Below are 19,469 nucleotides of genomic sequence, written 5' to 3'. Positions count from 1 at the left end.
ACGGGGCGACGCACGGGGGGGCGGGTGCGTGCGCGCGCACCCGCCCCCGTTCGGATCGGATCAGCCCGACTCGACGGTGTTCACCGCGACCTGACCGGGCGCCCAGAGGATGACGGCCTCGACCAGCCAGTCGTCGCCGACCTCGCCGCCGTCGACCACGTCGGTCCGCCCGGCCCCGCTCTCCCCGGCCGGGACCGGACCACCGTCAGCGTCGGCGACCCCCGGGTCGCCGTCCTCGGACGGCGAGGGCTGCACGGACACGGTCTGCCGGTACTCCGCGACCTCCTGGTCACGGTCGGCCAGGACGCGGCGCAGGTCCCCGACGGTCATGCCGGTGAGGTCGACGCCCTCCAGGGCCTCGCCCGGGGCGGTCGCCGAGTTGGTGGCGTCGTACCGCTCCCCGGATTCGGGTTCACGGCCGAAGACCAGCTCGACCGGGTCGGAGTAGCCCTCCGGGATACTCACGCCGACCGGGCAGCCCCCGCCCTGGGGGGTGCACTGCTCCGGGGACTCGACGACCTCGACGTCGCGGTCGTCCGTTCCCTCGCCGGTGACGTCGGAGTCGAGGTAGACCAGGTTGCCCACCACGGTGGGTGAGGCGGGAACGAAGCGCAGGTCGACGTCGAGGCCGTGTTCGGCGAACTCGGCGGCGTAGCGTTCGGCGTCGGCGGTCGGGTCCAGGACCTCGGCGACGACGAGCCCGTCGGTCACGCTGATGTCCAGGACGGCCGCCTCCGCGGGTGCCGGGCCGATCCCGGTTCCGTCCTCGGCGGGGGCGAGCAGGACGGTGGTGGCGACGGCGCCCGCCGCGAGGGCGGCGGTGATCGGGGCGGCGATGAGCAGTCGCCTGGTTCGTGGGGACACGGGCACGGAGGCCTCCTGTGTGTGGGTGGTGATCATCGAGCGCAACTCCCGCGCGGCGGGTGCCGCGGGGTCGAACGACGCGTCCACCTGGGGGCGGAGCCTGGCCACGGCTCGGTCGATCCGGTCGTCGGTCATCACACCGCTCCTTTCGCTGTGACGGTTCGCGGAGGGGACACCGCGTCGAGGTCCCCGAGTTCCACCCCGGCCTTGCGCAGGGCACGGGCGAACCGGCCGCGCGCCCGGTGCAGACGCACGCGGGCGGTACCCCGTGTGCATCCCAGGGCCACCGCGATCTGGGCGGCGTCCAGGTGCTCCCATCCCGCCAGGGAGAGGATCTCCCGGTCCCGTTCCGGCAGGGAGCGGAACACCCTGCCGATCTCACCGAGATCCTGGTCGCGGTCCTCGGGCGGCCGCACGTTCGCATCGCGCAGGTGGACTCTGAGCCGGGCGGCCAGCGCGTTGCGCCGACGGGTGCCGCGCCGGTGGTTGGCGAGCACGTGGCGCGCCACACCGAAGACCCACGGCCGGGCCTGGTCGCCCGGTGGGACGTCGGCGATGCGCGCCCACACCGCGGTGAAGACGTCGGCGACGAGGTCCGCGGCGTGGTCCGGGTCCTCCGTACGGCGGAGCAGGTAGCCGAGCACGTCACCGAACGTGGCGTCGTAGAGTTCCTCGAACCGTCTGACGGCCTCGTGTCCGGACCGCGCCGGGTGCTGTCGGGGCAACGCGACCCCTCTTTCGTTGGTGGTGGTGCGTCCTTCACCCCACACATGTCCGGACCCGGCGCGGCGTTACGGGCAACGGGAGGGAAACGGAGAAATCAGCGCAGGCGGCGCAGGGGCCGCGGACCCACGGCTCAGACGGTCCAGCGGTTGGTGATGGGCAGGCGGCGGTCGCGGCTGAGGTTGCGCGAACTGATCTTGGTCCCGGGCGCGGACTGGCGGCGCTTGTACTCGGCACGGTCGACGAGCCGGATGACCCGGCGGACCAGGTCGGGGTCGTACCCGGCGAAGACCAGCTCGGCCTCCCCCTTGTCGGTGCCGACGTAGGCGTCCAGAACCGCGTCCAGAACCGCGTAGTCGGGCAGGGAGTCGCTGTCGAGCTGGTCGGGGCGCAGTTCCGCGCTGGGCGGCTTGGTGATGGAGTTCTCCGGGATCGGCGGGACCTGGCCGCGGCGCCCGGCGTCGGCGTTGCGCCAGCGCGCGAGGTCCCACACGAGCGTCTTCCAGCAGTCCTTGATCGGGGCGAACCCGCCCACGGAGTCGCCGTAGAGGGTGGAGTAGCCGGTGGCGGACTCGCTCTTGTTGCTGGTGGCCAGGACCAGATGGCCCTCCTGGTTGGACAGGCTCATCAACAGGGTGCCGCGCACGCGCGCCTGGAGGTTCTCGGCGGCCAGTCCGCCCAGCGGCGCGCCGGCGTCCGCCGACGCCCGCTCGAAGGCGGTGACCACGGGCGCGATGGGCACGGTCCGGGTGGCGAACCCCTGCCGACCGGCGAGCTCCTCGGCGTCGCTGACGGAGTGCCCGCTGGAGTGCTCGCTGGGCAGGAGGAGCCCGTGGACGCGGTCGGCGCCCAGGGCGTCGACCGCGATGGTCGCGACGAGGGCGGAGTCGATACCGCCGGAGACCGCGACCAGGGCGGAGGCGAACCCGTTCTTGGCGACGTAGTCGCGCAGTCCCACGACCAGCGCGCGGTACACCTCGCCGGTGTCCGAGAGCGGGTCGGGCCGGGGGGTGACGGTGTTCTCCCGGGGCGGGTAGGGCGTGACCGGCGCGTCGGAGAGGGTGCGGCGGACCACGCGCAGACCGTCGACCTCGGTGCCGTCGGGCACACCGGGGGCGGTCCGGTCGGGCAGGTCGAGGTCGGCGACCAGGAGGGTCTCGTCGAACTGGGGGGCACGCGCGAGGAGTTCCCCCTCGGCGTCCACGACCAGGGAGTCGCCCTCGAAGACGAGGTCGTCCTGGCCGCCGACCATGTTGACGTAGGCCAGCGCGGCACCGGTCTCCCGTGCCCGGCGCTGGCACAGTTCCAGACGCAGGTCGTCCTTGTGCCGTTCGTAGGGGGAGCCGTTGAGGGAGACCACGAGGTCGGCCCGGGCGGCACGGGCGGCCGTGACCGGTCCGCCCTCCCGCCACAGGTCCTCGCACACGACCAGGGCCACGTCGACCCCGTGGACGCGCAGGACGGGGAGGGTGTCTCCGGGCACGAAGTTGCGGAACTCGTCGAAGACGCCGTAGTTGGGCAGGTGGTGCTTGGCGGAGGTGAGCACGGCCCGGCCCCCGTGCAGGACGGCGACGGCGTTCTGGGGGGCGCCGGCGGGCAGTCCGCCGTGCGGCGCGAACCCGGTGGGTGAGGGGCCCTCCCTGCGGGAGAGGTGGCCCACCACCACCGGGAGGTCGCCCAGGCCGGCGCGGTCCAGGTCGGCGGCGAGTTCCCGGGTGGCGCGGACGGAGGCGGACACGAAGGAGTTGCGCAGTGCCAGGTCCTCGACCGGGTAGCCGGTGACGACCATCTCGGGCAGGGCCACCAGGTGGGCGCCCTCGTCGGCGGCCCGCCGGGCGGCCGACACGACCAGGCGGCGGTTCCCCGCCAGGTCACCGACCGTGGGATTGACCTGGGCGAGTGCGATTCTCAGCTGTGCCACGTCTTCGAGGGTAGCCGTCTCGTGTTACGCCTGTGGAGGACGGTTCCCCGGGGGTCGGACCGGTCATAATGCGGATGTGGGGGTCGGAGGGCACGACCCCGGCGCCGCGTGCGGAAATACCCCGGAAATATGCGCACGGCAGACTGGGTCTGGGACACTGTGTCCGGCTTGGCTCCGCCGTCGGCGGACCGGAAGCGGGACTGACCGGCATCGAGGAAGGTTGATCGTGAATCGACAGCAGGAATTCGTGCTCCGCACGTTGGAGGAGCGCGACATCCGGTTCGTGAGGCTGTGGTTCACCGACGTGCTCGGGTACCTCAAGTCCGTGGCCGTGGCACCCGCCGAACTGGAGGCGGCCTTCACCGAGGGCATCGGCTTCGACGGATCGGCGATCGAGGGCTTCGCCCGCGTGTACGAGGCGGACATGCTCGCCCAGCCCGATCCCTCGACCTTCCAGGTCCTGCCCTGGCGCAACGAGCCGCACGGCACCGCCCGCATGTACTGCGACATCCTCATGCCGGACGGGTCGCCGTCCTCGGCGGATCCGCGCCACGTGCTCAAGCGGCAGCTCGGCAAGGCCTCGGACCTGGGGTTCACCTTCTACACCCACCCCGAGATCGAGTTCTACCTGCTGAAGAAGTTCCCCGAGCACGGGGAGTTCCCCGAGCCGAACGACTCGGGCGGCTACTTCGACCACACGCCGCACAACAGCGCGCACGACTTCCGGCGCAACGCCATCAACATGCTGGAGGCCATGGGCATCTCCGTGGAGTTCAGCCACCACGAGGGCGGCCCGGGCCAGCAGGAGATCGACCTGCGCTACGCCGACGCGCTGACCACCGCCGACAACATCATGACCTTCCGGCTCGTGATGAAGGAGGTGGCGATGGAGCAGGACGTGTACGCCACCTTCATGCCCAAGCCGTTCACCGAGTACCCGGGCTCGGGCATGCACACGCACCTGTCCCTGTTCGAGGGCGACCGCAACGCCTTCTACGAGCCGGGCTCGGAGTACCAGCTCTCCAAGGTGGGGCGCGGCTTCATCGCGGGCCTGCTGCGGCACGCGGACGAGATCACCGCCGTGACCAACCAGTGGGTGAACTCCTACAAGCGCCTGTGGGACGACCCGGCCGCCTCCGCCGGCGCGGGCGGTGAGGCGCCCGCCTACATCTGCTGGGGCCACAACAACCGGTCCGCCCTGGTGCGCGTGCCGATGTACAAGCCGGGCAAGTCCAACTCCAGCCGGATCGAGATCCGCTCCATGGACACCGCCTGCAACCCGTACCTGGCCTACGCGGTGATCCTGGCCGCCGGTCTGAAGGGGATCGAGGAGGGCTACGAGCTTCCCCCCGGCGCCGAGGACGACGTGTGGGCGCTGACCGACGCCGAGCGCCGCGCCCTGGGCATCCGCCCGCTGCCGCAGAGCCTGGACGAGGCCCTGCGCATCATGGAGAACAGCGAGCTGGTCGCCGAGACGCTGGGCGAGCACGTCTTCGACTTCTTCCTGCGCAACAAGAAGGCGGAGTGGAACTCCTACCGCCGCCAGGTGACGCCCTACGAGCTCCAGCGGTACCTGCCGACGCTCTGAGCGCACGGACCCGGTGGCGGGGCCCGCGGTCCGACGGACCGCGGGCCCCGTCGTGTCCGGGCAACGACACGCTCCTCCTCGCGGGCCCCTGACCGGAAACAGGTACGGGTAGGGGTATGTTGTGGCCGACGGAGGTGGTCACAGGTGGAACTCAGACCGGAGATGCTCAGGGACGCCCTCATCCGACTGCGCCGCGCGCAGGGGCAGCTGAGCGGTGTGATCTCGATGATCGAGGAGGGCGAGGACTGCGTGGACGTCCTCCAGCAGCTCGCCGCGGTGTCCAAGGCGCTGGACCGGGCCGGCTTCAAGATCGTGGCCACGGGCATGCGCCACTGCAACACCGCACGTGAGCGCGGTGAGGAGCCGCCCATGACCGAGGAGGAGCTGGAGAAGCTCTTCCTGGCCCTGGCCTGACCGGCGGGAACGATCGCCGGCCGGTGTCCGCTGGTCAGCCGACACCGAGGTCGCGGGCGCGCACGGCGGCCGCGTTGCGGTTGGACACCCCGAGCTTGGCCATGAGGTTGGTCAGGTGCACACTCACCGTCTTGGCGGAGATGTGCAGGGCCGCGCCGATCTCCCGGTTGGTGCGGCCCTTGGCGACCTCCGCGAGCACCTCGGCCTCACGCCGGGTGAGTCCGGCGGGCGGGGTCTGCGCCGAGGGTGCCGCGGTGGCCCCCTCAGCGGCCTCCAGAGCTCGCGGCGCCCCGTCCGCCAGCCCGTGACGCATCCGCAGCCGGGCGGCCTGACGGCCGAGGAGGGTGAGGCCGTGCCGCGCCGCCGTCTCGTCCGCACCGGCGAGGTGGGCGGCGGCCCGGTCGCGATCACCGGCGCGCAGAGCGGCCCTCGCCGCCACCAGCAGGAGCTCGGTGTGGAGCACCGTCCGCCCCTGGGCCCGGGCCAGGCCGAGCGCCTCCTCGCAGGATGCCAGGGCCTCCTCGGGGGCCTCCTCGACCAGCCCCGCCAGGTACCCTGCGGCCAGTCGGCGACCGGGGTGACCGCTCTGCCCCCGAAACGTGTCCAGGGCCCGCCGCAGCTCCGCGGTGAGGTCCCGCACCTCCTCCCGCAGGTCCGGATCCTCGGCGAGAGCGACCGAGATCTCCGCGACGTCGGGGAGGAAGGCCGCGTACAGATCGTCGGGCAAACGCCACGGGTCGCCCATCATCCGATCCAGCAGGAGCCTCCGCGCGAGGTGGAACGCCTCCGCGGGTCGGCCCTCGTGGAGGGCGAGCCGCATCAGGGAGAAGTGGATCGGCAGGTACTCGGTGGGCGAACTGCTCTCCTCGGGCAGCAGCCGTCGGAACTCGGCCATGGCCGAGCGCAGTCGGTCCACGTCCCACCGGACGAGGGCGAGCTCCATCACCACGGTCAGCGCCCTGGCCTGGATGAGGGAGTCACCGGTGATCCGTTCGAGGAACGGCTCCACCTCGTCCAGCCGCCCCTGGGCCAGGCGGAGCACCGCCATCGCGGCGAGGAACGGCCCGCTCTGCGTACGCGTCAACCCGGCCTCGGCGCAGCGCCGCAGCCCCTCCGCAGCGTTGGCCAGGGCGTCCTCCATCCGCCCCAGGTGTTTGAGGACACCGCCGCGGTTGACCAGTCCGCGCAGCTCGACCATGACGAACCCGTGCTCGCGGGCGAGCGCGACACCCTCGTCCAGCAGATGCAGGCCGGTCTCGCCGTCACCGACGTCCGCGAGACAGCCCAGGGTGATCAGCGCGTCCGCCTCACTGCGCCGGTCCCCCAGCTCGCGTGCCGCGTTGAGTACCCGGGTCGCGGTGATCCTGGCCTGGTCGGGGTGGCCGCGCATCATCAGCGTGGCGGCGAGGGTGGCCCCGACCGCGCCGCGTTCCGGGTGCCCCTCCGGCAGGACGATGAACGCGTCGGCCAGGTCCTCCAGTGCGCCGTCCCGGCCCAGTTCCTTCAGGGCCTTGGCACGGGCGTGCCGGAGCCCGCCGATGAGTTCCCCATCGGCCGGACGCGACCCTTGCGGGTCGTGGTAGCCCTCGACCCCGAGTTCGCGCAGGCCGTCGGTGGCGTGGGCGACGGCGCGGCGCAGCGAACCGGCGACGAGGGACACCTCGGCGGCCCGTCGCAGGACCTCGCCCCGCGGCTGGCCGACGCGCTCGGCGGCGTCGGGGACCCGGTCCCACAGCTCCAGGACGCGTTCGAGCAGCGCCAGGTGTTCGGGGTAGGCGGCGGCGTCGGCCGCGTGGTCGGCGGCCCGCCAGGCCGAGGTGAGCGCCAGCGGCTGGTCGCGCGCCTCGTGGGCGTGGTGGGCGAGCTGGATCGCCCGTTCCGCCGCGGAGAGGCCCGGGACGCTCCGTTCGAGCGCCTCGGCGTAGCGGCGGTGGGCGCGGACGCGCTCGCCGGGCATCAGGTCGGTGTGGACGGCCTCGGCGAGCAGGGCGTGCCGGAACGCGTACCCGGTCCCGGTGGCGCGGAGCACTTGGGCGTCGACGGCGTGCCGCAGGGCCTTCTCCAGCTCCTCCTCGCCGGTGCCCGCGCGCCGCGCCACCGCGGCCAGGAGCGCGTGGTCGACGTGTTCGCCCGCCGCGGCGGCCAGGCCGAGCAGGCGGCGCGTGGCGTCGGGCAGCGCCTCGACCCTGGCCAGGAGCAGGTCCCGGGGCCCGTCCGGGAGACCGCCCCCGACCGGGTCGGGATTGGCCAGGAGGGACTCGACGAAGAGCGGGTTGCCGCCGCTGCGTTCGTAGAGCAGGTCGACGTCGCCGGGGGCGAGCGCGTGGCCGCGCAGACCGGCCGCCTGGGCGGCGACCTCGTCGCGGGTGAGGGGGCCGACGTCGAGCCGCCCGACCCGGGGCAGGCGCTGGAGTTCGGGGAGCAGACGGCGCAGGGGGTGGGTGCGGTGCAGGTCGTCGGTGCGCACGCTCACCAGCAGCTGGAGGGGGACCGCTCCCAGGTTGCGCAGGAGGAAGACGAGCAGGTCCCGGGTGGAGGCGTCGGACCAGTGCAGGTCCTCGACGACCACGGTGAGGCCGCCCGGTTCGGCCCGCTCCTCCAGGAAGGTGAGCACGGACTCGAAGAGGCGGGCGCGGCTCTCGTCGGCGGGATCGGGGCGGGCGCCCAGTTCGGGGACCAACCGGGACAGCTCGCGGGTGTGCGCGGCGGAGGGCGGGGCGCCCTCCTCGCGGGCGAGGTGGCGGATCAGCGTCGTGAACGGGGCGAACGGGACGCCGTCCGTGCCCAGTTCGAGGCATCCGCCCACGGCGGTGCGGGCCAGCGGGGCATCGCGCAGGTACTCGTCGATGAGCCGGGTCTTGCCGGCCCCGGCGTCGCCGTAAAGCAGCACGGCGCGGGCGCCGTCCTCGCGTGCGCGGTGCGCGTCGCGCGCGAGCCGGGCGAGGTGGTCGTCGCGTCCCACGAGGGGGGAGGTCGGGTCGTGCTCCAGCATGCCGTCCAGTATGTCGGGTGTGCCCGACCGGTGGTACGGCGTTCTGCCCGGAGGCGAACCGGTGTCCGGCCGCCTCCGGGAGGACTCGGCCGTCAGTCGGTACCCAGCCACAGGTCGGGGCCGAACACCTCGTAGTGGACGTCCCGGGCCGGGACACCGGCCGCGAGCATCCGCGCGCGCACGTCCCGCATGAACGGCAGCGGACCGCACAGGTAGACCTCACAGCCCTCGGGAAGGGCGATCCCGTCCAGGTCCATGCGCCCCTGGTGCGCCTCTCCCTGCCCGCCGGTCTCGTACCACACGTGGTGCTCCGCGCCGGGGATGCGGGCGAGGAGGCCCTCCGTCTCCTCGCGGTGCGCGTGGTCCCCCGGCGAGCGGTCGGCGTGCAGGACGAGCAGTCGGCGCTCACCGCCCCGTTCCGCGAGGTGGTGCAGCATCGCCAGCATGGGGGTGCAGCCGATCCCGGCGGAGGCCAGCACGACCGGCCGGTCCCCGGCGCCGAGTGTGACGTCTCCGGCGGGGGCGGACACCTCCAGCGCGTCTCCGACGCGGACGGTGTCGTGCAGGAACGTGGAGACCTCCCCGTCGGGGCCGTCCACCGCGCGCAGCCGCCTGACGGTGACGCGGCGGCGGCGCCCGTCCGCCCCGGTCAGGGAGTACTGGCGCGCCTGGCGGACGCCGTCGGGCATCCGCACCCGCACGCTCACGTACTGGCCGGGGCGGAACTCCGGGGCGGGTTCGTCGCCCTCGGGTTCGAGGGTGAGGGAGACCGTGTCGGGGGTCTGTTCGCGGCGCTCGACCACGCGCCAGGAACGCCAGACGTCCCCTCCGGTGTGGCCGCCCTGTGCGTACAGGCGGGCCTCCAGGGCGATGAGGGCTCCCGCCATCAGCCAGTAGACCTCGTCCCAGGCGGCGACCACGTCGGGGGTGGCGGCCTCACCGAGGACCTCGGCGATGGCGGCGAAGAGGTACTTGTGCACGATCACGTACTGGTCCTCGGTGACGCCGAGGGAGACGTGCTTGTGCGCGATGCGGGAGAGCAGGGCGTCCGGCCGCTCGTCCGGGTTCTCCAGCAGCGCGGTGGCGAAGGCGGCCACGGAGCCGGCCAGTGCACGGCGCTGTTCGCCGGAGGCCTGGTTGCCCCGGTTGAACAGACCGTCGAGGAGTTCGGACCGCTCGCTGAGCATCGTCTCGTAGAAGCGGGCGGTGATGGCGTCCAGCGCCCCGGCCACGGCCGGGATCGTGGCCCGCACCGTCGCCGCCGACTCGGTGGAGAGCATGCTTCCTCCCTCACCCGGGGAAGGGTGCCCCGGGACAGATAATTGGTATCTGAAATGCATATTAAACCCGTCGGGGGAGCACCCCCCACCGGGGTGCACCAAAGGACGTATCAGCAGTTCAGAGCGGCTTTTCCGGCTCCCGCAACAGCGTCAGTACGTCGTGGGTCGGCTGCGTCACCAGGGACTCCACGGTCACCGCGTCCAGGGAGGCGTAGAAGGCCTCACGCGCCCGGCTCAGCGCGACGCGCAGGCGGCACGCCGCCCGCAGCGGGCACGGCGGGTCGTCCTCACAGCCCGCGAGGTCCCCGTCCCCCTCCAGCTCCCGGACGATCGCCCCCACCGACGCACGGCGCCCCCGGTCGGTCAGCAGCAGGCCGCCGCCCCGCCCCCGGCGCGCCTCCACCAGCCCCATCTCGGACAGGCGGGCCACGGCCTTGGCCATGTGGGTGTAGGGCACGGCGAGCATGCCCGCGGCGGTCCGCGTGGTGAGGAGCTCGCCCTCCCCCGCCACCGCGAGCCGCATGACCAGCCGCAGGGAGACGTCGGTGAAGGCGGTCAGTCGCATGCCCCCACGGTAGCCGTGCCCGGCCCCGGCCGGCTCCGTCCGGTCCCGACCCGCTCCGGGATCAGCCCGCGGCCTCCCCGTCCCGGCCACCGCCGCCCGCCACGGCCTCACGGCCGGGGGCGGACCCGTGCCGCCCCGCCTCGCGCGGCATCCAGATGAGCACGACCACCAGGCCGAGCAGGCCGATCGCCAGGGAGATGAGGGCGGCCAGGTGCAGCCCCGACATGAACGCCTCCTTCGCCGGGGCCACGAGTCCGCGGCCGTCCTCTCCGACACGCCGGGCCACCGCGAGGGTGCCCTCGATCGACTCACCCGCCGCGAGCAGCTCCTCGGAGCCCACCCGCGAGGCTCCCTCCCCCTCGGCGAACGCGTCCAGAGCCGGGCCGACCTGCGCGCGGTAGCGGGTGGAGATCACCGCGCCCAGCACCGCCACCCCCAGGGCGGTGGCGATCTGGCGGACCGTGTTCTGCACCGCCGAGGCGGCACCGGCCCGCTCCGGCGGAACCGCGGACATGATCGCGTCCGTGGCGGGGGTCAGCACACTCGCCATCGCCGCGGCCTGGAGGAAGAAGACCACCAGGATGAGCGGGACCGGGGTGTCCTGGTCGAGCCGGCTGAAGAACAGGAAGCTTCCGCAGGCCACCAGGACGCCCACGGCCGCGACCCTGCGCGGCCCCACCCGGCGCACGAGCGTGGGGCTGAGCGGCGCCATGATCATCTGCGCCGCGGCCGAGGGCAGCACCAGCATCCCGGCGACGAACGGCGTGAACTCGCGCACGCTCTGCCAGTAGAAGCTCAGGAAGAAGATGATCCCGGCCATGCTGAAGAACAGCACCGCGATGACGGCGATGGCGACGCTGAACCGGGGCTCCCGGAAGAAGCGGACGTCCAGCGACGGGTCGGGGGTGCGCGACTCGTGCAGGAGGAAGACCGCGACCAGGGCCGCGCCCGCGACGAGCGAGCCGTACACGTCCCAGTCCGCCAGCGACGCCCGCTCCCCCGCGGCGATGATGCCGTAGATGAGCAGGACCAGTCCCGGCACGGACAGCAGCACGCCCAGCACGTCCGGCCGCCCGGGGTCGGGGTCCCGCGACTCCGGGATGAGGAAGAACACCAGGGCGAGCCCCAGCAGGACGAACGGCACGTTGATGAGGAAGACCGACCCCCACCAGAAGTTCACGAGCAGCAGGCCGCCCGCCGTCGGTCCGATCGCCAGGGCCAGACCCACCGACCCCGCCCAGATCCCGATCGCGCGGCCGCGTTGCTCGGGCGGGAACACGTTGGTGATGATCGACAGCGTCTGGGGCATCACCATGGACGCGCCGAGCCCCATGGCCGCGCGGGCGAGGATGAGCTGTTCGGGAGAGCCCGAGTAGGCCGAGGCGGCCGAGGAGGCACCGAACACCACCAGTCCGAACACCAGCAGGCGGCGCCGTCCCCACCGGTCCCCCAGCACACCGAAGGTGAACAGCAGGCCGGCGAACACCAGCGTGTAGGAGTTGATCGCCCACGCCAGCTCGGCCTGGCTCGCGCCCACCCCGGCCTCGGGGTCCGACAGCGTGCGCAGTGCGACGTTGAGGATCGTGTTGTCGGCAACGATCACCAACAGGCAGATGACGAGCACGGCGAGCGCGCCCCACCTGCGCCGGTACGCCGTCCGCGAGTCCAACATCCCACCTCCGTACCAGGGTTCCAGGGAATGATCCCACGACGCCAACCGGTTGTATCCCGAGGAATGCGGCGCAACAGCGGCATGCGATGATGCTGGCGTGCGGTACCGGCCGACCTCCGGAACACGGCGGTACGGCTCCCCGTCCCGCACACGCACGGTCCCGCCCGGGACCGACCGGCCCCGAGGGGCCTCCTCGCGCGCACGCGCGGGACGATCTCATCCACACGTCCGGGGACACCACACGGTGCTTCGAGACAACGGAGGAAGACACTCATGACCACCTCGACCAAGACCCCCTCCGACGGGAAGAGCCTGTACGGCGGGGTCACCAGCCGACGCGTCACCGTCCGCGACCTGGCAGCGGCCAAGGAGCGCGGCGAGCGCTGGCCGATGCTGACCGCCTACGACGCCCTCACCTCCCGGATCTTCGACGAGGCGGGGATCCCCGTCCTGCTCGTCGGCGACTCCGCCGCCAACGTCGTCTACGGCTACGACACCACGCTGCCGGTGACCATGGACGAACTGGTGCCGCTGACCGCGGCCGTGTCCCGCTCCACCCGGCGGGCCATGGTGGTGGGCGACCTGCCCTTCGGCGCCTACCAGGCCTCACCCCAGCAGGCCCTGGAGGCGGCGACCCGCTTCATGAAGGAGGGCCACGCCCAGGCGGTGAAGCTGGAGGGCGGCCACACGGTGGCCCACCAGGTGGAACTCCTCGTGTCCGCCGGAATCCCGGTGATGGGCCACATCGGCCTGACCCCGCAGTCGGTGAACACCCTCGGCGGTTACCGGGTCCAGGGACGCGGGGAGGCCGCCGCCGGGCTGCTCAAGGACGCCAAGGAGCTGGAGCGCGCGGGCGCGTTCTCCGTCGTGCTGGAGTGCGTCCCCGCCGACCTGGCCGCCCAGGTCACCGAGCAGCTGAGCATCCCGACCATCGGTATCGGCGCGGGTGCGTCCACGGACGCCCAGGTGCTGGTGTGGCAGGACATGGCCGGGCTCAGCCCCAAGGTGGCCAAGTTCGTCAAGACCTACGCCAACCTCGCCGAGACCCTGCGCGAGGCCGCGTCCGACTTCGCGGACGAGGTCGTCGGCGGCGCCTTCCCCGAGGAGCGCCACTCCTACGCGAGCTGACCGGAACCGGGTCCGACCCGGTCCGACGCCGCCGGTCGGGGCGCCCGCCCCGGCCGGCGGTGCCGCGTCCGGGGCGGGCCGCTCCGCCCCGGAGTGTGCGGCAGGCTACTTTCCGAACGGCATTCGGTAGTACAGTCGCTGCGTACCCAGCACCGACACGGGCCGGGACCGGCCCGCCGGGGAGGACAGATGCGCATCTCGATGCCGCTCCAGTACGCGGGAGAACCCAAGGCCGCGGTGGAGCAGGTGGTCGAACTGGAGAAGGTCGGTCTGGACACCGTGTGGGTGGCCGAGGCCTACGGGTTCGACAGCCCCACCCTGATGGGCTACATCGCCGCCCGCACCGAGACGGTGTCGATCGGCTCCGCCATCCTGCCCCTGTACACCCGGACCCCGAGTCTGGTGGCCATGACGGCCGCCGGACTGGACGACCTCTCCGGCGGACGCGCGATCCTGGGCCTGGGAGCCAGCGGCCCGCAGGTGATCGAGGGCTGGCACGGCGTCCCCTACACCAAGCCCCTGGCGCGCACCCGCGAGACGATCGAGATCTGTCGGAGGATCTGGGCCCGGGAGGAGCGCCTCACCCACGACGGTGCGGTCTTCCAGCTCCCGCTGCCCGCGGACCAGGGCACCGGGCTGGGCAAGCCGCTCAAGATCATCAACCACCCCGTACGCCCCGACATCCCCGTCTACGTCGCCGCGCTGGGCGAGAAGAACGTCCAGATGACCGCGGAGATCGCCGACGGGTGGCTCCCCCACCTGTTCGTCCCGGAGAAGGCCGCCTCCGTCTGGGGTGAGGCCCTCGCCAAGGGGAGGGCCCGGCGCGACCCCGCCCTGGGCGAGCTGGAGATCTCCGCCGGCGGCCTGCTGGCCGTCGGCGAGGGTGAGGACACCAAGCGGCTGCTCGACCTGGTCCGCCCGATGATCGCGCTGTACGTGGGCGGGATGGGCGCCAAGGGCAGGAACTTCTACAACACCCTGGCCCGCCGGTACGGCTACGAGGAGGCCGCGGAGACCATCCAGGACCTGTACCTGGAGGGCCGCAAGGACGAGGCCGCGGCGGCGGTGCCCGACGAGTTCGTCGAACTGACCAACCTGGTCGGCCCGGAGTCCTACGTGCGCGAGCGCGTGGAGGCGTTCCGGGCGGCGGGTGTGACCCGGCTCAACGTCACCCCGGTGGGCGGGGACCCGGTCGCGCTCGTCGAGAAACTCAGGGGCTGGGTGTCCTGACCTGCCGGGCCCCGTCCCCCGGGCTCCCGACCGTACGCGTCCCGGTCCCGGCCGACGGCCCCGGCCCGCGGTGGGTGGCCGGTCCGGGCGGACCGGCCACCGCCCCGAACGGGGCGTCCCTCACAGCCCCGTGATCCGGATCCCCGCGTGGGTCTTGTAGCGGCGGTTGACCGCGATGAGGTTCGCGGTGAGCGCCTCGACCTGGTGGGCGTTGCGGAGCCTGCCGCCGAACACCCCGCGCACCCCGGGAATGCGCTCGGCCAGGGCGCGCACCTCGTCGGTGGCCGCCCGGTCCTCGCCCAGCACCAGGACGTCGAGGTCGACCGTGTCCACGTCCGGGTCGAGCAGGACCACGGCGGAGACATGGTGGAAGGCGGCGGTCACGCGGCTGTCCGGCAGCACCTCGGCGGCCTGCTGGGCGGCGCTGCCCTCGGGGACGTCGAGGGCGAAGGGGCCGCGTTTGTCGAACCCGAGCGGGTTCACGCAGTCCACGACGATCTTGCCCGCCAGGGTGTCGGCCAGGCCCACGAGCAGATCGCGGTGTCCGTCCCAGGGCACGGCGACGATGACGATGTCACCGGCGGCGGCCGCCTCGGCGTTGGACAGGCCCCGGACGTCGATCTCGGCCTTCTCGGCCGCGACCAGTTCGGCGGCGGCGGCCGCGGCGCGCTCGGCACTGCGGGAACCGATGAGGACGCTGTGCCCGGCCAGGGCGAACCGGCGCGCCAGCCCCCGGCCCTGGTCGCCCGTCCCCCCGAGGACGGCGATCCTCCTACCCGCGATGTCGACGCCCTCGGGCGTGGTCGGTTCGGTCATCAGGCTTCCTCCCGGACGAGGCGGTCGGTGACGGCGCTACGGACGTCGCGGTGCGCACCGCGACGGCGCCTCCCCCTTCGGAGGGGGCAAGCGCCGATCCTGCCAGAGGAGGGCGGGCCGGGGAGGTGGGACCCCGGCTCTTCAGCGTTCGTCCTCCGCCTCCCACTCCTCGTTGCGCTCGGCCGCGATGGAGAGCGCCCGAGCCGCGGTGGCCTCGTCCTCGTAGGGCCCCATACGCTCCCGGTTGGGACAGCCCGCGCCCTGTTCGACGCGCATGTGCTTCAGGCAGTACCACCAGTCGCCGCCGTGTATCTCACCCATCGTCGCCCGCCTCCCGATCGTTCGGACCAAATGCACCCGCACCCGCCGTCGCTGCGGGTGCCGGTCCGGTCACACCGCGACCACCACCGGCCCCGCGTGACATGTCATCCCCCGCAACCGTTCCCGGAACCGGGCGACGGGAATCCCCGCCGCGGCGCGGGTGGCCGCCGGTACGGTGCGACCGCTCCCCAACCGGGCGGTGGTAGGGACGAACTACAATCTGTGTCCATGACAACTCCGCTGGTTCCTGGGCGCATCTCGCCACAACGTTCGGTTCCCTCCCACATCGTCCGGCCGGAGTACGTCGGACGGAAGCACCCGGTGGAGGGCGTCCTCGGTGACGTGCAGACCCCCGAGACCATCGAGCGGATGCGCGAGGCCGGACGGATCGCCGCCCAGGCGCTCCAGGAGGTCGGCAAGCACGTGGAGCCGGGGGTGAGCACGGACGAACTGGACCGGATCGGCCACGAGTTCCTGCTCGACCACGGCGCCTACCCGAGCACGCTCGGTTACAAGGGCTACCCGAAGTCGCTGTGCTCCTCGCTCAACGAGGTGATCTGCCACGGCATCCCCGACGACACCGTGGTCTCCGACGGCGACATCGTCAACATCGACATCACCGCGTACAAGGGCGGCGTACACGGTGACACCAACGCCACGTTCCTGGCGGGAGACGTGGCCGAGGAGAACCGCCTGCTGGTCGAGCGGACCCGCGAGGCGACGATGCGGGCGATCAGGGCGTGCCGCCCGGGCCGACAGATCAACGTCATCGGCCGGGTCATCGAGTCCTACGCCAGACGCTTCGGTTACGGCGTGGTCCGCGACTTCACCGGTCACGGGGTGGGGCCGGAGTTCCACTCGGGCCTGGTGATCCCGCACTACGACGACCCGCGCGCGGACACGGTCATGGTGCCGGGGATGACGTTCACCATCGAGCCGATGATCACGCTCGGCGGGGTGGACTACGACATGTGGGACGACGGGTGGACCGCCGTGACGGCCGACCGCTCGTGGACGGCCCAGTTCGAGCACACTCTCGTGGTCACCGACTCCGGGGCGGAGATCCTCACCCTCCCCTAGACACGTCCGGACGCGTCGGTACGCGTGCCCCGGAGGCCACGGGCCTCCGGGGCACCGTCGTGTCCGGGGTGCGGCAGACCGTTCCGCGCACCGGACAACGGGCGTCGAGCTGTCACTCCACCGACAGTTCAGCCCCAAAATCCACGCATATCACCGCATACTTGGTCAATCCGGTTACAAACATCGCATATCAGCACACGATCTGCGCATCCTCGTAAGCGTGCCGCTCGAACACGGGCGGAAGCGACCGGAGCGAACGCACCGGTCCACACACGGGGGAGGAGATCCCAGATGAAGAGCATCTCGCGAATCCTGATCACCGCCGTCGCCGCGCCTACCCTGGCGTTTGGCCTCCCGGCCACCGCCTTCGCCAACAGCTTCTACGAGGCCGACCAGACCGTCGCCGGCCCGCACGGCGCCAGCTCGACGAGCGTCTGCTCCGCGGCGTTCGACGGTGGCGGCTTCGGCTTCGGCTTCGGCGGCTTCGGCAACCGTGGCTGCGACGACCACCGAGGGCCCTGGATCTGGTAGTCGGACAGCGGCGAGCACCGGACGCCATCCGGATCGCGAGCCCGGCGCCGGGGAGCACCGCTCCCCGGCGCCTCGCGTGTGCGCCCCCACCCCGGCCCCCACCCCCGGAATCGGGTGCCGAGCTGTCACCCCACCGACACTTCAGCGGGCGAATACCCCCGTATCCCCCGGTACTTCGTCAATCCGGTTACAAACTGTGCATATCCGGTTACCAGATGCGCATACTTGTCCATGTGCCGCTCGAACGAGTGGAAGAGACCGAGGCGATTGCACCGGTCGACACACAGGGGGGAGATCCCATGACGATGAAGACCATCTCGCGAGTCCTGCTCACCGCGGTCGCGGCCCCGACGCTGGCGTTCGGCCTGCCCGCGACGGCTCTCGCGGACAGCTTCTTCGAGGCCAACGCGACCTTCGCCGGCCCGTACGGCGCCGGGTCGCAGAGCGTCTGCTCCGCCGCGACCAACCACGGCCACCACCACGGCCCGTGGGGCGGCGGCTTCAACCGCGGCCTCGACTGCGACCGCGACTTCCACCGCGGCCCCTGGGTTCGCTAGGGCCGCAAGGATCCGCTGGATAGGTCCGAAGGCGAACGCCGGGCGCACGACGCCCGGATCGTGAGCCGGGTGCCGGGGAGCAAGCCTCCCCGGCACTTTTTCGTGCCGCCCTCCACCCCCGGAGCCTCAGACCCCCCGAACCCGAACATCACCCCCATCTCCCGCTCCCGCCTCCGCCCTCCGGCGCGGAACAGTGCCCGCATCCTGCCACCCGGGCGACAGATCAGGAATAAATCAGCCCTTCTCGCCACACACTTCGTCAATCCGGTTACAAACTGTGCATATCCGACCACTATCTGCGCATACTTGTAGACGTGCCGCTCAACACGAGCGGAGGAGAACCGGAGCGAACGCATCGGTTCACACACAGGGGGGAGATCCCATGACGATGAAGACCATCTCGCGAGTCCTGCTCACCGCGGTCGCCGCGCCTACCCTGGCGTTCGGCCTGCCCGCGACGGCCCTGGCCGACAGCCTCTGGGAGGCCGACGCCACCTTCGCCGGCCCGGGCGGCGCCGGATCGCAGCACATCTGCGCCGCGGCGACCAACGACGGAATCCACCACGGCCCGTGGGGCGGCGGCTTCAAGCGCGGCCTCGACTGCGACCGCGACTTCCACCGCGGCCCCTGGCGCCCCTAGATCGGTCGAGCGAACGCCGGACGCACGGCGTCCGGATCGCGCTCCGGGTGTCGGGGAGTCCCGAGATCCCCGACACCCCAGGTCACGCCCCCCACTCCCGGCTCTCCGGGGGTGGGGGGCGTTCCCGTGCGCACGGCGTCCGGCTCCCCCGCCCCTCCCCGTTCCCGCCCCGTCCCTGCCTGGATCGGCCGGAGCCGGAGGGTTAGGGTCGGCGCATGAGGATCCTCGTCTCCGCCGACATGGAGGGCGCCACCGGCGTCACCTGGCCCGCCGACGTCGAACCCGGCACCGAGCAGTGGCAGCGCTGCCGGGCGATGTTCACCGGTGACGTCAACGCCGCCGTCGGGGGCCTGTTCGCGGGCGGGGCCAGCGAGGTGCTGGTCAACGAGGCGCACGCCACCATGCGCAACCTCCTCCTGGAACACCTGGACGAACGCGCCACCATGATCACCGGGCGCCACAAGGACCTGTCGATGGTCGAGGGGATCCAGCACGGCGACTGCGACGGCGTGGTCTTCCTCGGCTACCACTGCGGCGCCGGGGACGAGGGGGTGCTCGCGCACACCTATCTCCCGGGGTCCCTCACCGGTGTCTGGCTGGACGGGGAACCCGCCAGCGAGGGACGGCTCAACGCGGCCGTGGCCGCCGAGTACGGCGTCCCGGTCGTCCTCGTCACCGGGGACGACCGCGCGTGCGAGGACGCGGCGACCTACGCGCCGTTCGCCCGGACGGTCGCGGTCAAGGAGCACGTGAGCCGCTACGCCGCCCGGTGCTCTCCCCCGGCCCGCACCGGTCGGGACATCCGTTCCGGAGCGCGGGCCGCCATGACGCTCGCCGGACGGCTGGACCCCGCGCAGCCCCGGACACACACGGTCGAGGTCGAGGTCGACGCCGCGCACCTGGCCCAGGCGGCGGCCGTGGTACCGGGTGTGACGCGTACCGGGGTGCGCCGGATCCGCTACACCTCGCCGAGCGCCTACGACATGATCCGCTGTTTCAAGGCGGTCACCACGCTCATCGCCCGCGCCGTGGAGGCCGACTACGGGTAGACGAGCACTGACCGGCTCCCCTCCTGTGTACGGTGATTCCGTGGCATGAGTCACCACAGCCACACCAGTTCCCCGTGCCCCAGGTATCACAGTCGAGA

General features: G+C 72.3%; 18 protein-coding genes. 9 read left to right on the top strand and 9 right to left on the bottom strand.

Annotated elements, in window-relative coordinates; genetic code table 11:
- Window positions 1-60: 60 nt before the first annotated feature.
- The 3 genes from ACTVAJ_RS07940 to ACTVAJ_RS07930 form a co-directional block, all read right to left on the bottom strand.
- Entirely contained in the window at window positions 61-999 is a 939-nt protein-coding gene (locus tag ACTVAJ_RS07940; protein ID WP_470387417.1) for a hypothetical protein, read from the bottom strand.
- Complete coding sequence (locus tag ACTVAJ_RS07935; RefSeq protein ID WP_470387416.1) at window positions 999-1,589, bottom strand: RNA polymerase sigma factor; 591 nt, start codon at window positions 1,587-1,589, stop codon at window positions 999-1,001. Before ACTVAJ_RS07935 ends, ACTVAJ_RS07940 begins: the two co-directional genes overlap by 1 nt.
- Before the next feature lie 131 nt (window positions 1,590-1,720).
- A complete protein-coding gene (locus tag ACTVAJ_RS07930; protein ID WP_470387415.1) occupies window positions 1,721-3,508 on the bottom strand; it encodes an NAD+ synthase in 1,788 nt (595 codons plus the stop codon).
- Window positions 3,509-3,734: 226 nt separating this feature from the next.
- Between ACTVAJ_RS07930 and glnA the strand changes: the two genes are divergently transcribed.
- Entirely contained in the window at window positions 3,735-5,096 is a 1,362-nt protein-coding gene (gene glnA, locus ACTVAJ_RS07925) for a type I glutamate--ammonia ligase (RefSeq protein WP_470387414.1), read from the top strand.
- A 162-nt stretch (window positions 5,097-5,258) separates the two neighbouring features.
- Window positions 5,259-5,510 (top strand): metal-sensitive transcriptional regulator, encoded by a 252-nt coding sequence (locus tag ACTVAJ_RS07920; RefSeq protein ID WP_470387455.1) that lies wholly within the window; start codon window positions 5,259-5,261, stop codon window positions 5,508-5,510.
- A 34-nt stretch (window positions 5,511-5,544) separates the two neighbouring features.
- On the opposite strand, the gene ACTVAJ_RS07915 is transcribed toward ACTVAJ_RS07920, so the two are convergent.
- The 4 genes from ACTVAJ_RS07915 to ACTVAJ_RS07900 all read right to left on the bottom strand — a co-directional run bounded on the left by ACTVAJ_RS07915 (window position 5,545) and on the right by ACTVAJ_RS07900 (window position 12,019).
- A complete protein-coding gene (locus ACTVAJ_RS07915; protein WP_470387413.1) occupies window positions 5,545-8,502 on the bottom strand; it encodes a helix-turn-helix transcriptional regulator in 2,958 nt (985 codons plus the stop codon).
- A gap of 92 nt (window positions 8,503-8,594) precedes the next feature.
- Complete coding sequence (locus ACTVAJ_RS07910; RefSeq protein ID WP_470387412.1) at window positions 8,595-9,782, bottom strand: globin domain-containing protein; 1,188 nt, start codon at window positions 9,780-9,782, stop codon at window positions 8,595-8,597.
- A gap of 118 nt (window positions 9,783-9,900) precedes the next feature.
- Window positions 9,901-10,347: an RrF2 family transcriptional regulator gene (locus tag ACTVAJ_RS07905; RefSeq protein ID WP_470387411.1), complete on the bottom strand. Its 447-nt coding sequence runs from the start codon at window positions 10,345-10,347 to the stop codon at window positions 9,901-9,903.
- 61 nt (window positions 10,348-10,408) lie between these two features.
- A complete protein-coding gene (locus ACTVAJ_RS07900) occupies window positions 10,409-12,019 on the bottom strand; it encodes an MFS transporter (protein ID WP_470387410.1) in 1,611 nt (536 codons plus the stop codon).
- Window positions 12,020-12,292: 273 nt separating this feature from the next.
- On the opposite strand from ACTVAJ_RS07900, the gene panB reads away from it, so the two are divergent.
- Both panB and ACTVAJ_RS07890 read left to right on the top strand, forming a co-directional pair.
- Complete coding sequence (gene panB, locus ACTVAJ_RS07895) at window positions 12,293-13,147, top strand: 3-methyl-2-oxobutanoate hydroxymethyltransferase (RefSeq protein WP_470387409.1); 855 nt, start codon at window positions 12,293-12,295, stop codon at window positions 13,145-13,147.
- A 189-nt stretch (window positions 13,148-13,336) separates the two neighbouring features.
- Window positions 13,337-14,377, top strand: a complete 1,041-nt coding sequence (locus ACTVAJ_RS07890) for an LLM class F420-dependent oxidoreductase (RefSeq protein ID WP_470387408.1) — start codon at window positions 13,337-13,339, stop codon at window positions 14,375-14,377.
- Window positions 14,378-14,497: 120 nt separating this feature from the next.
- Here ACTVAJ_RS07890 and npdG read toward each other — a convergent pair whose 3' ends face one another.
- On the bottom strand, window positions 14,498-15,193 hold the full coding sequence (gene npdG / locus ACTVAJ_RS07885; RefSeq protein ID WP_470387407.1) for an NADPH-dependent F420 reductase: 696 nt from the start codon (window positions 15,191-15,193) through the stop codon (window positions 14,498-14,500).
- A 141-nt stretch (window positions 15,194-15,334) separates the two neighbouring features.
- On the bottom strand, window positions 15,335-15,514 hold the full coding sequence (locus tag ACTVAJ_RS07880; RefSeq protein ID WP_470387406.1) for a hypothetical protein: 180 nt from the start codon (window positions 15,512-15,514) through the stop codon (window positions 15,335-15,337).
- 228 nt (window positions 15,515-15,742) lie between these two features.
- On the opposite strand from ACTVAJ_RS07880, the gene map reads away from it, so the two are divergent.
- The 5 genes from map to ACTVAJ_RS07855 all read left to right on the top strand — a co-directional run bounded on the left by map (window position 15,743) and on the right by ACTVAJ_RS07855 (window position 19,371).
- A complete protein-coding gene (gene map / locus ACTVAJ_RS07875) occupies window positions 15,743-16,594 on the top strand; it encodes a type I methionyl aminopeptidase (protein ID WP_470387405.1) in 852 nt (283 codons plus the stop codon).
- Window positions 16,595-16,885: 291 nt separating this feature from the next.
- On the top strand, window positions 16,886-17,125 hold the full coding sequence (locus ACTVAJ_RS07870; protein ID WP_470387404.1) for a hypothetical protein: 240 nt from the start codon (window positions 16,886-16,888) through the stop codon (window positions 17,123-17,125).
- A 299-nt stretch (window positions 17,126-17,424) separates the two neighbouring features.
- Window positions 17,425-17,682: a hypothetical protein gene (locus ACTVAJ_RS07865; RefSeq protein ID WP_470387403.1), complete on the top strand. Its 258-nt coding sequence runs from the start codon at window positions 17,425-17,427 to the stop codon at window positions 17,680-17,682.
- Window positions 17,683-18,064: 382 nt separating this feature from the next.
- Complete coding sequence (locus ACTVAJ_RS07860; protein ID WP_470387402.1) at window positions 18,065-18,322, top strand: hypothetical protein; 258 nt, start codon at window positions 18,065-18,067, stop codon at window positions 18,320-18,322.
- Window positions 18,323-18,537: 215 nt separating this feature from the next.
- On the top strand, window positions 18,538-19,371 hold the full coding sequence (locus tag ACTVAJ_RS07855) for a M55 family metallopeptidase (protein ID WP_470387401.1): 834 nt from the start codon (window positions 18,538-18,540) through the stop codon (window positions 19,369-19,371).
- Window positions 19,372-19,469 lie beyond the last annotated feature (98 nt).

The sequence above is a fragment of the Nocardiopsis sp. KDC1DS13DA1 genome, assembly GCF_055632325.1.
Note: the sequence above shows the minus strand (reverse complement) of the source record. Positions and strands in the feature narration are given on the sequence as shown.

What these genes read in the sequence shown, in the direction of transcription:
- ACTVAJ_RS07940 (WP_470387417.1), bottom strand. Translation starts at nt 999, where the DNA reads ATGACCGACGACCGGATCGACCGAGCCGTGGCCAGGCTCCGCCCCCAG.
- ACTVAJ_RS07920 (WP_470387455.1), top strand. Translation starts at nt 5,259, where the DNA reads ATGCTCAGGGACGCCCTCATCCGACTGCGCCGCGCGCAGGGGCAGCTG.
- ACTVAJ_RS07915 (WP_470387413.1), bottom strand. Translation starts at nt 8,502, where the DNA reads ATGCTGGAGCACGACCCGACCTCCCCCCTCGTGGGACGCGACGACCAC.
- ACTVAJ_RS07910 (WP_470387412.1), bottom strand. Translation starts at nt 9,782, where the DNA reads ATGCTCTCCACCGAGTCGGCGGCGACGGTGCGGGCCACGATCCCGGCC.
- ACTVAJ_RS07905 (WP_470387411.1), bottom strand. Translation starts at nt 10,347, where the DNA reads ATGCGACTGACCGCCTTCACCGACGTCTCCCTGCGGCTGGTCATGCGG.
- ACTVAJ_RS07900 (WP_470387410.1), bottom strand. Translation starts at nt 12,019, where the DNA reads ATGTTGGACTCGCGGACGGCGTACCGGCGCAGGTGGGGCGCGCTCGCC.
- panB (WP_470387409.1), top strand. Translation starts at nt 12,293, where the DNA reads ATGACCACCTCGACCAAGACCCCCTCCGACGGGAAGAGCCTGTACGGC.
- ACTVAJ_RS07890 (WP_470387408.1), top strand. Translation starts at nt 13,337, where the DNA reads ATGCGCATCTCGATGCCGCTCCAGTACGCGGGAGAACCCAAGGCCGCG.
- npdG (WP_470387407.1), bottom strand. Translation starts at nt 15,193, where the DNA reads ATGACCGAACCGACCACGCCCGAGGGCGTCGACATCGCGGGTAGGAGG.
- ACTVAJ_RS07880 (WP_470387406.1), bottom strand. Translation starts at nt 15,514, where the DNA reads ATGGGTGAGATACACGGCGGCGACTGGTGGTACTGCCTGAAGCACATG.
- map (WP_470387405.1), top strand. Translation starts at nt 15,743, where the DNA reads ATGACAACTCCGCTGGTTCCTGGGCGCATCTCGCCACAACGTTCGGTT.
- ACTVAJ_RS07870 (WP_470387404.1), top strand. Translation starts at nt 16,886, where the DNA reads ATGAAGAGCATCTCGCGAATCCTGATCACCGCCGTCGCCGCGCCTACC.
- ACTVAJ_RS07865 (WP_470387403.1), top strand. Translation starts at nt 17,425, where the DNA reads ATGACGATGAAGACCATCTCGCGAGTCCTGCTCACCGCGGTCGCGGCC.
- ACTVAJ_RS07860 (WP_470387402.1), top strand. Translation starts at nt 18,065, where the DNA reads ATGACGATGAAGACCATCTCGCGAGTCCTGCTCACCGCGGTCGCCGCG.
- ACTVAJ_RS07855 (WP_470387401.1), top strand. Translation starts at nt 18,538, where the DNA reads ATGAGGATCCTCGTCTCCGCCGACATGGAGGGCGCCACCGGCGTCACC.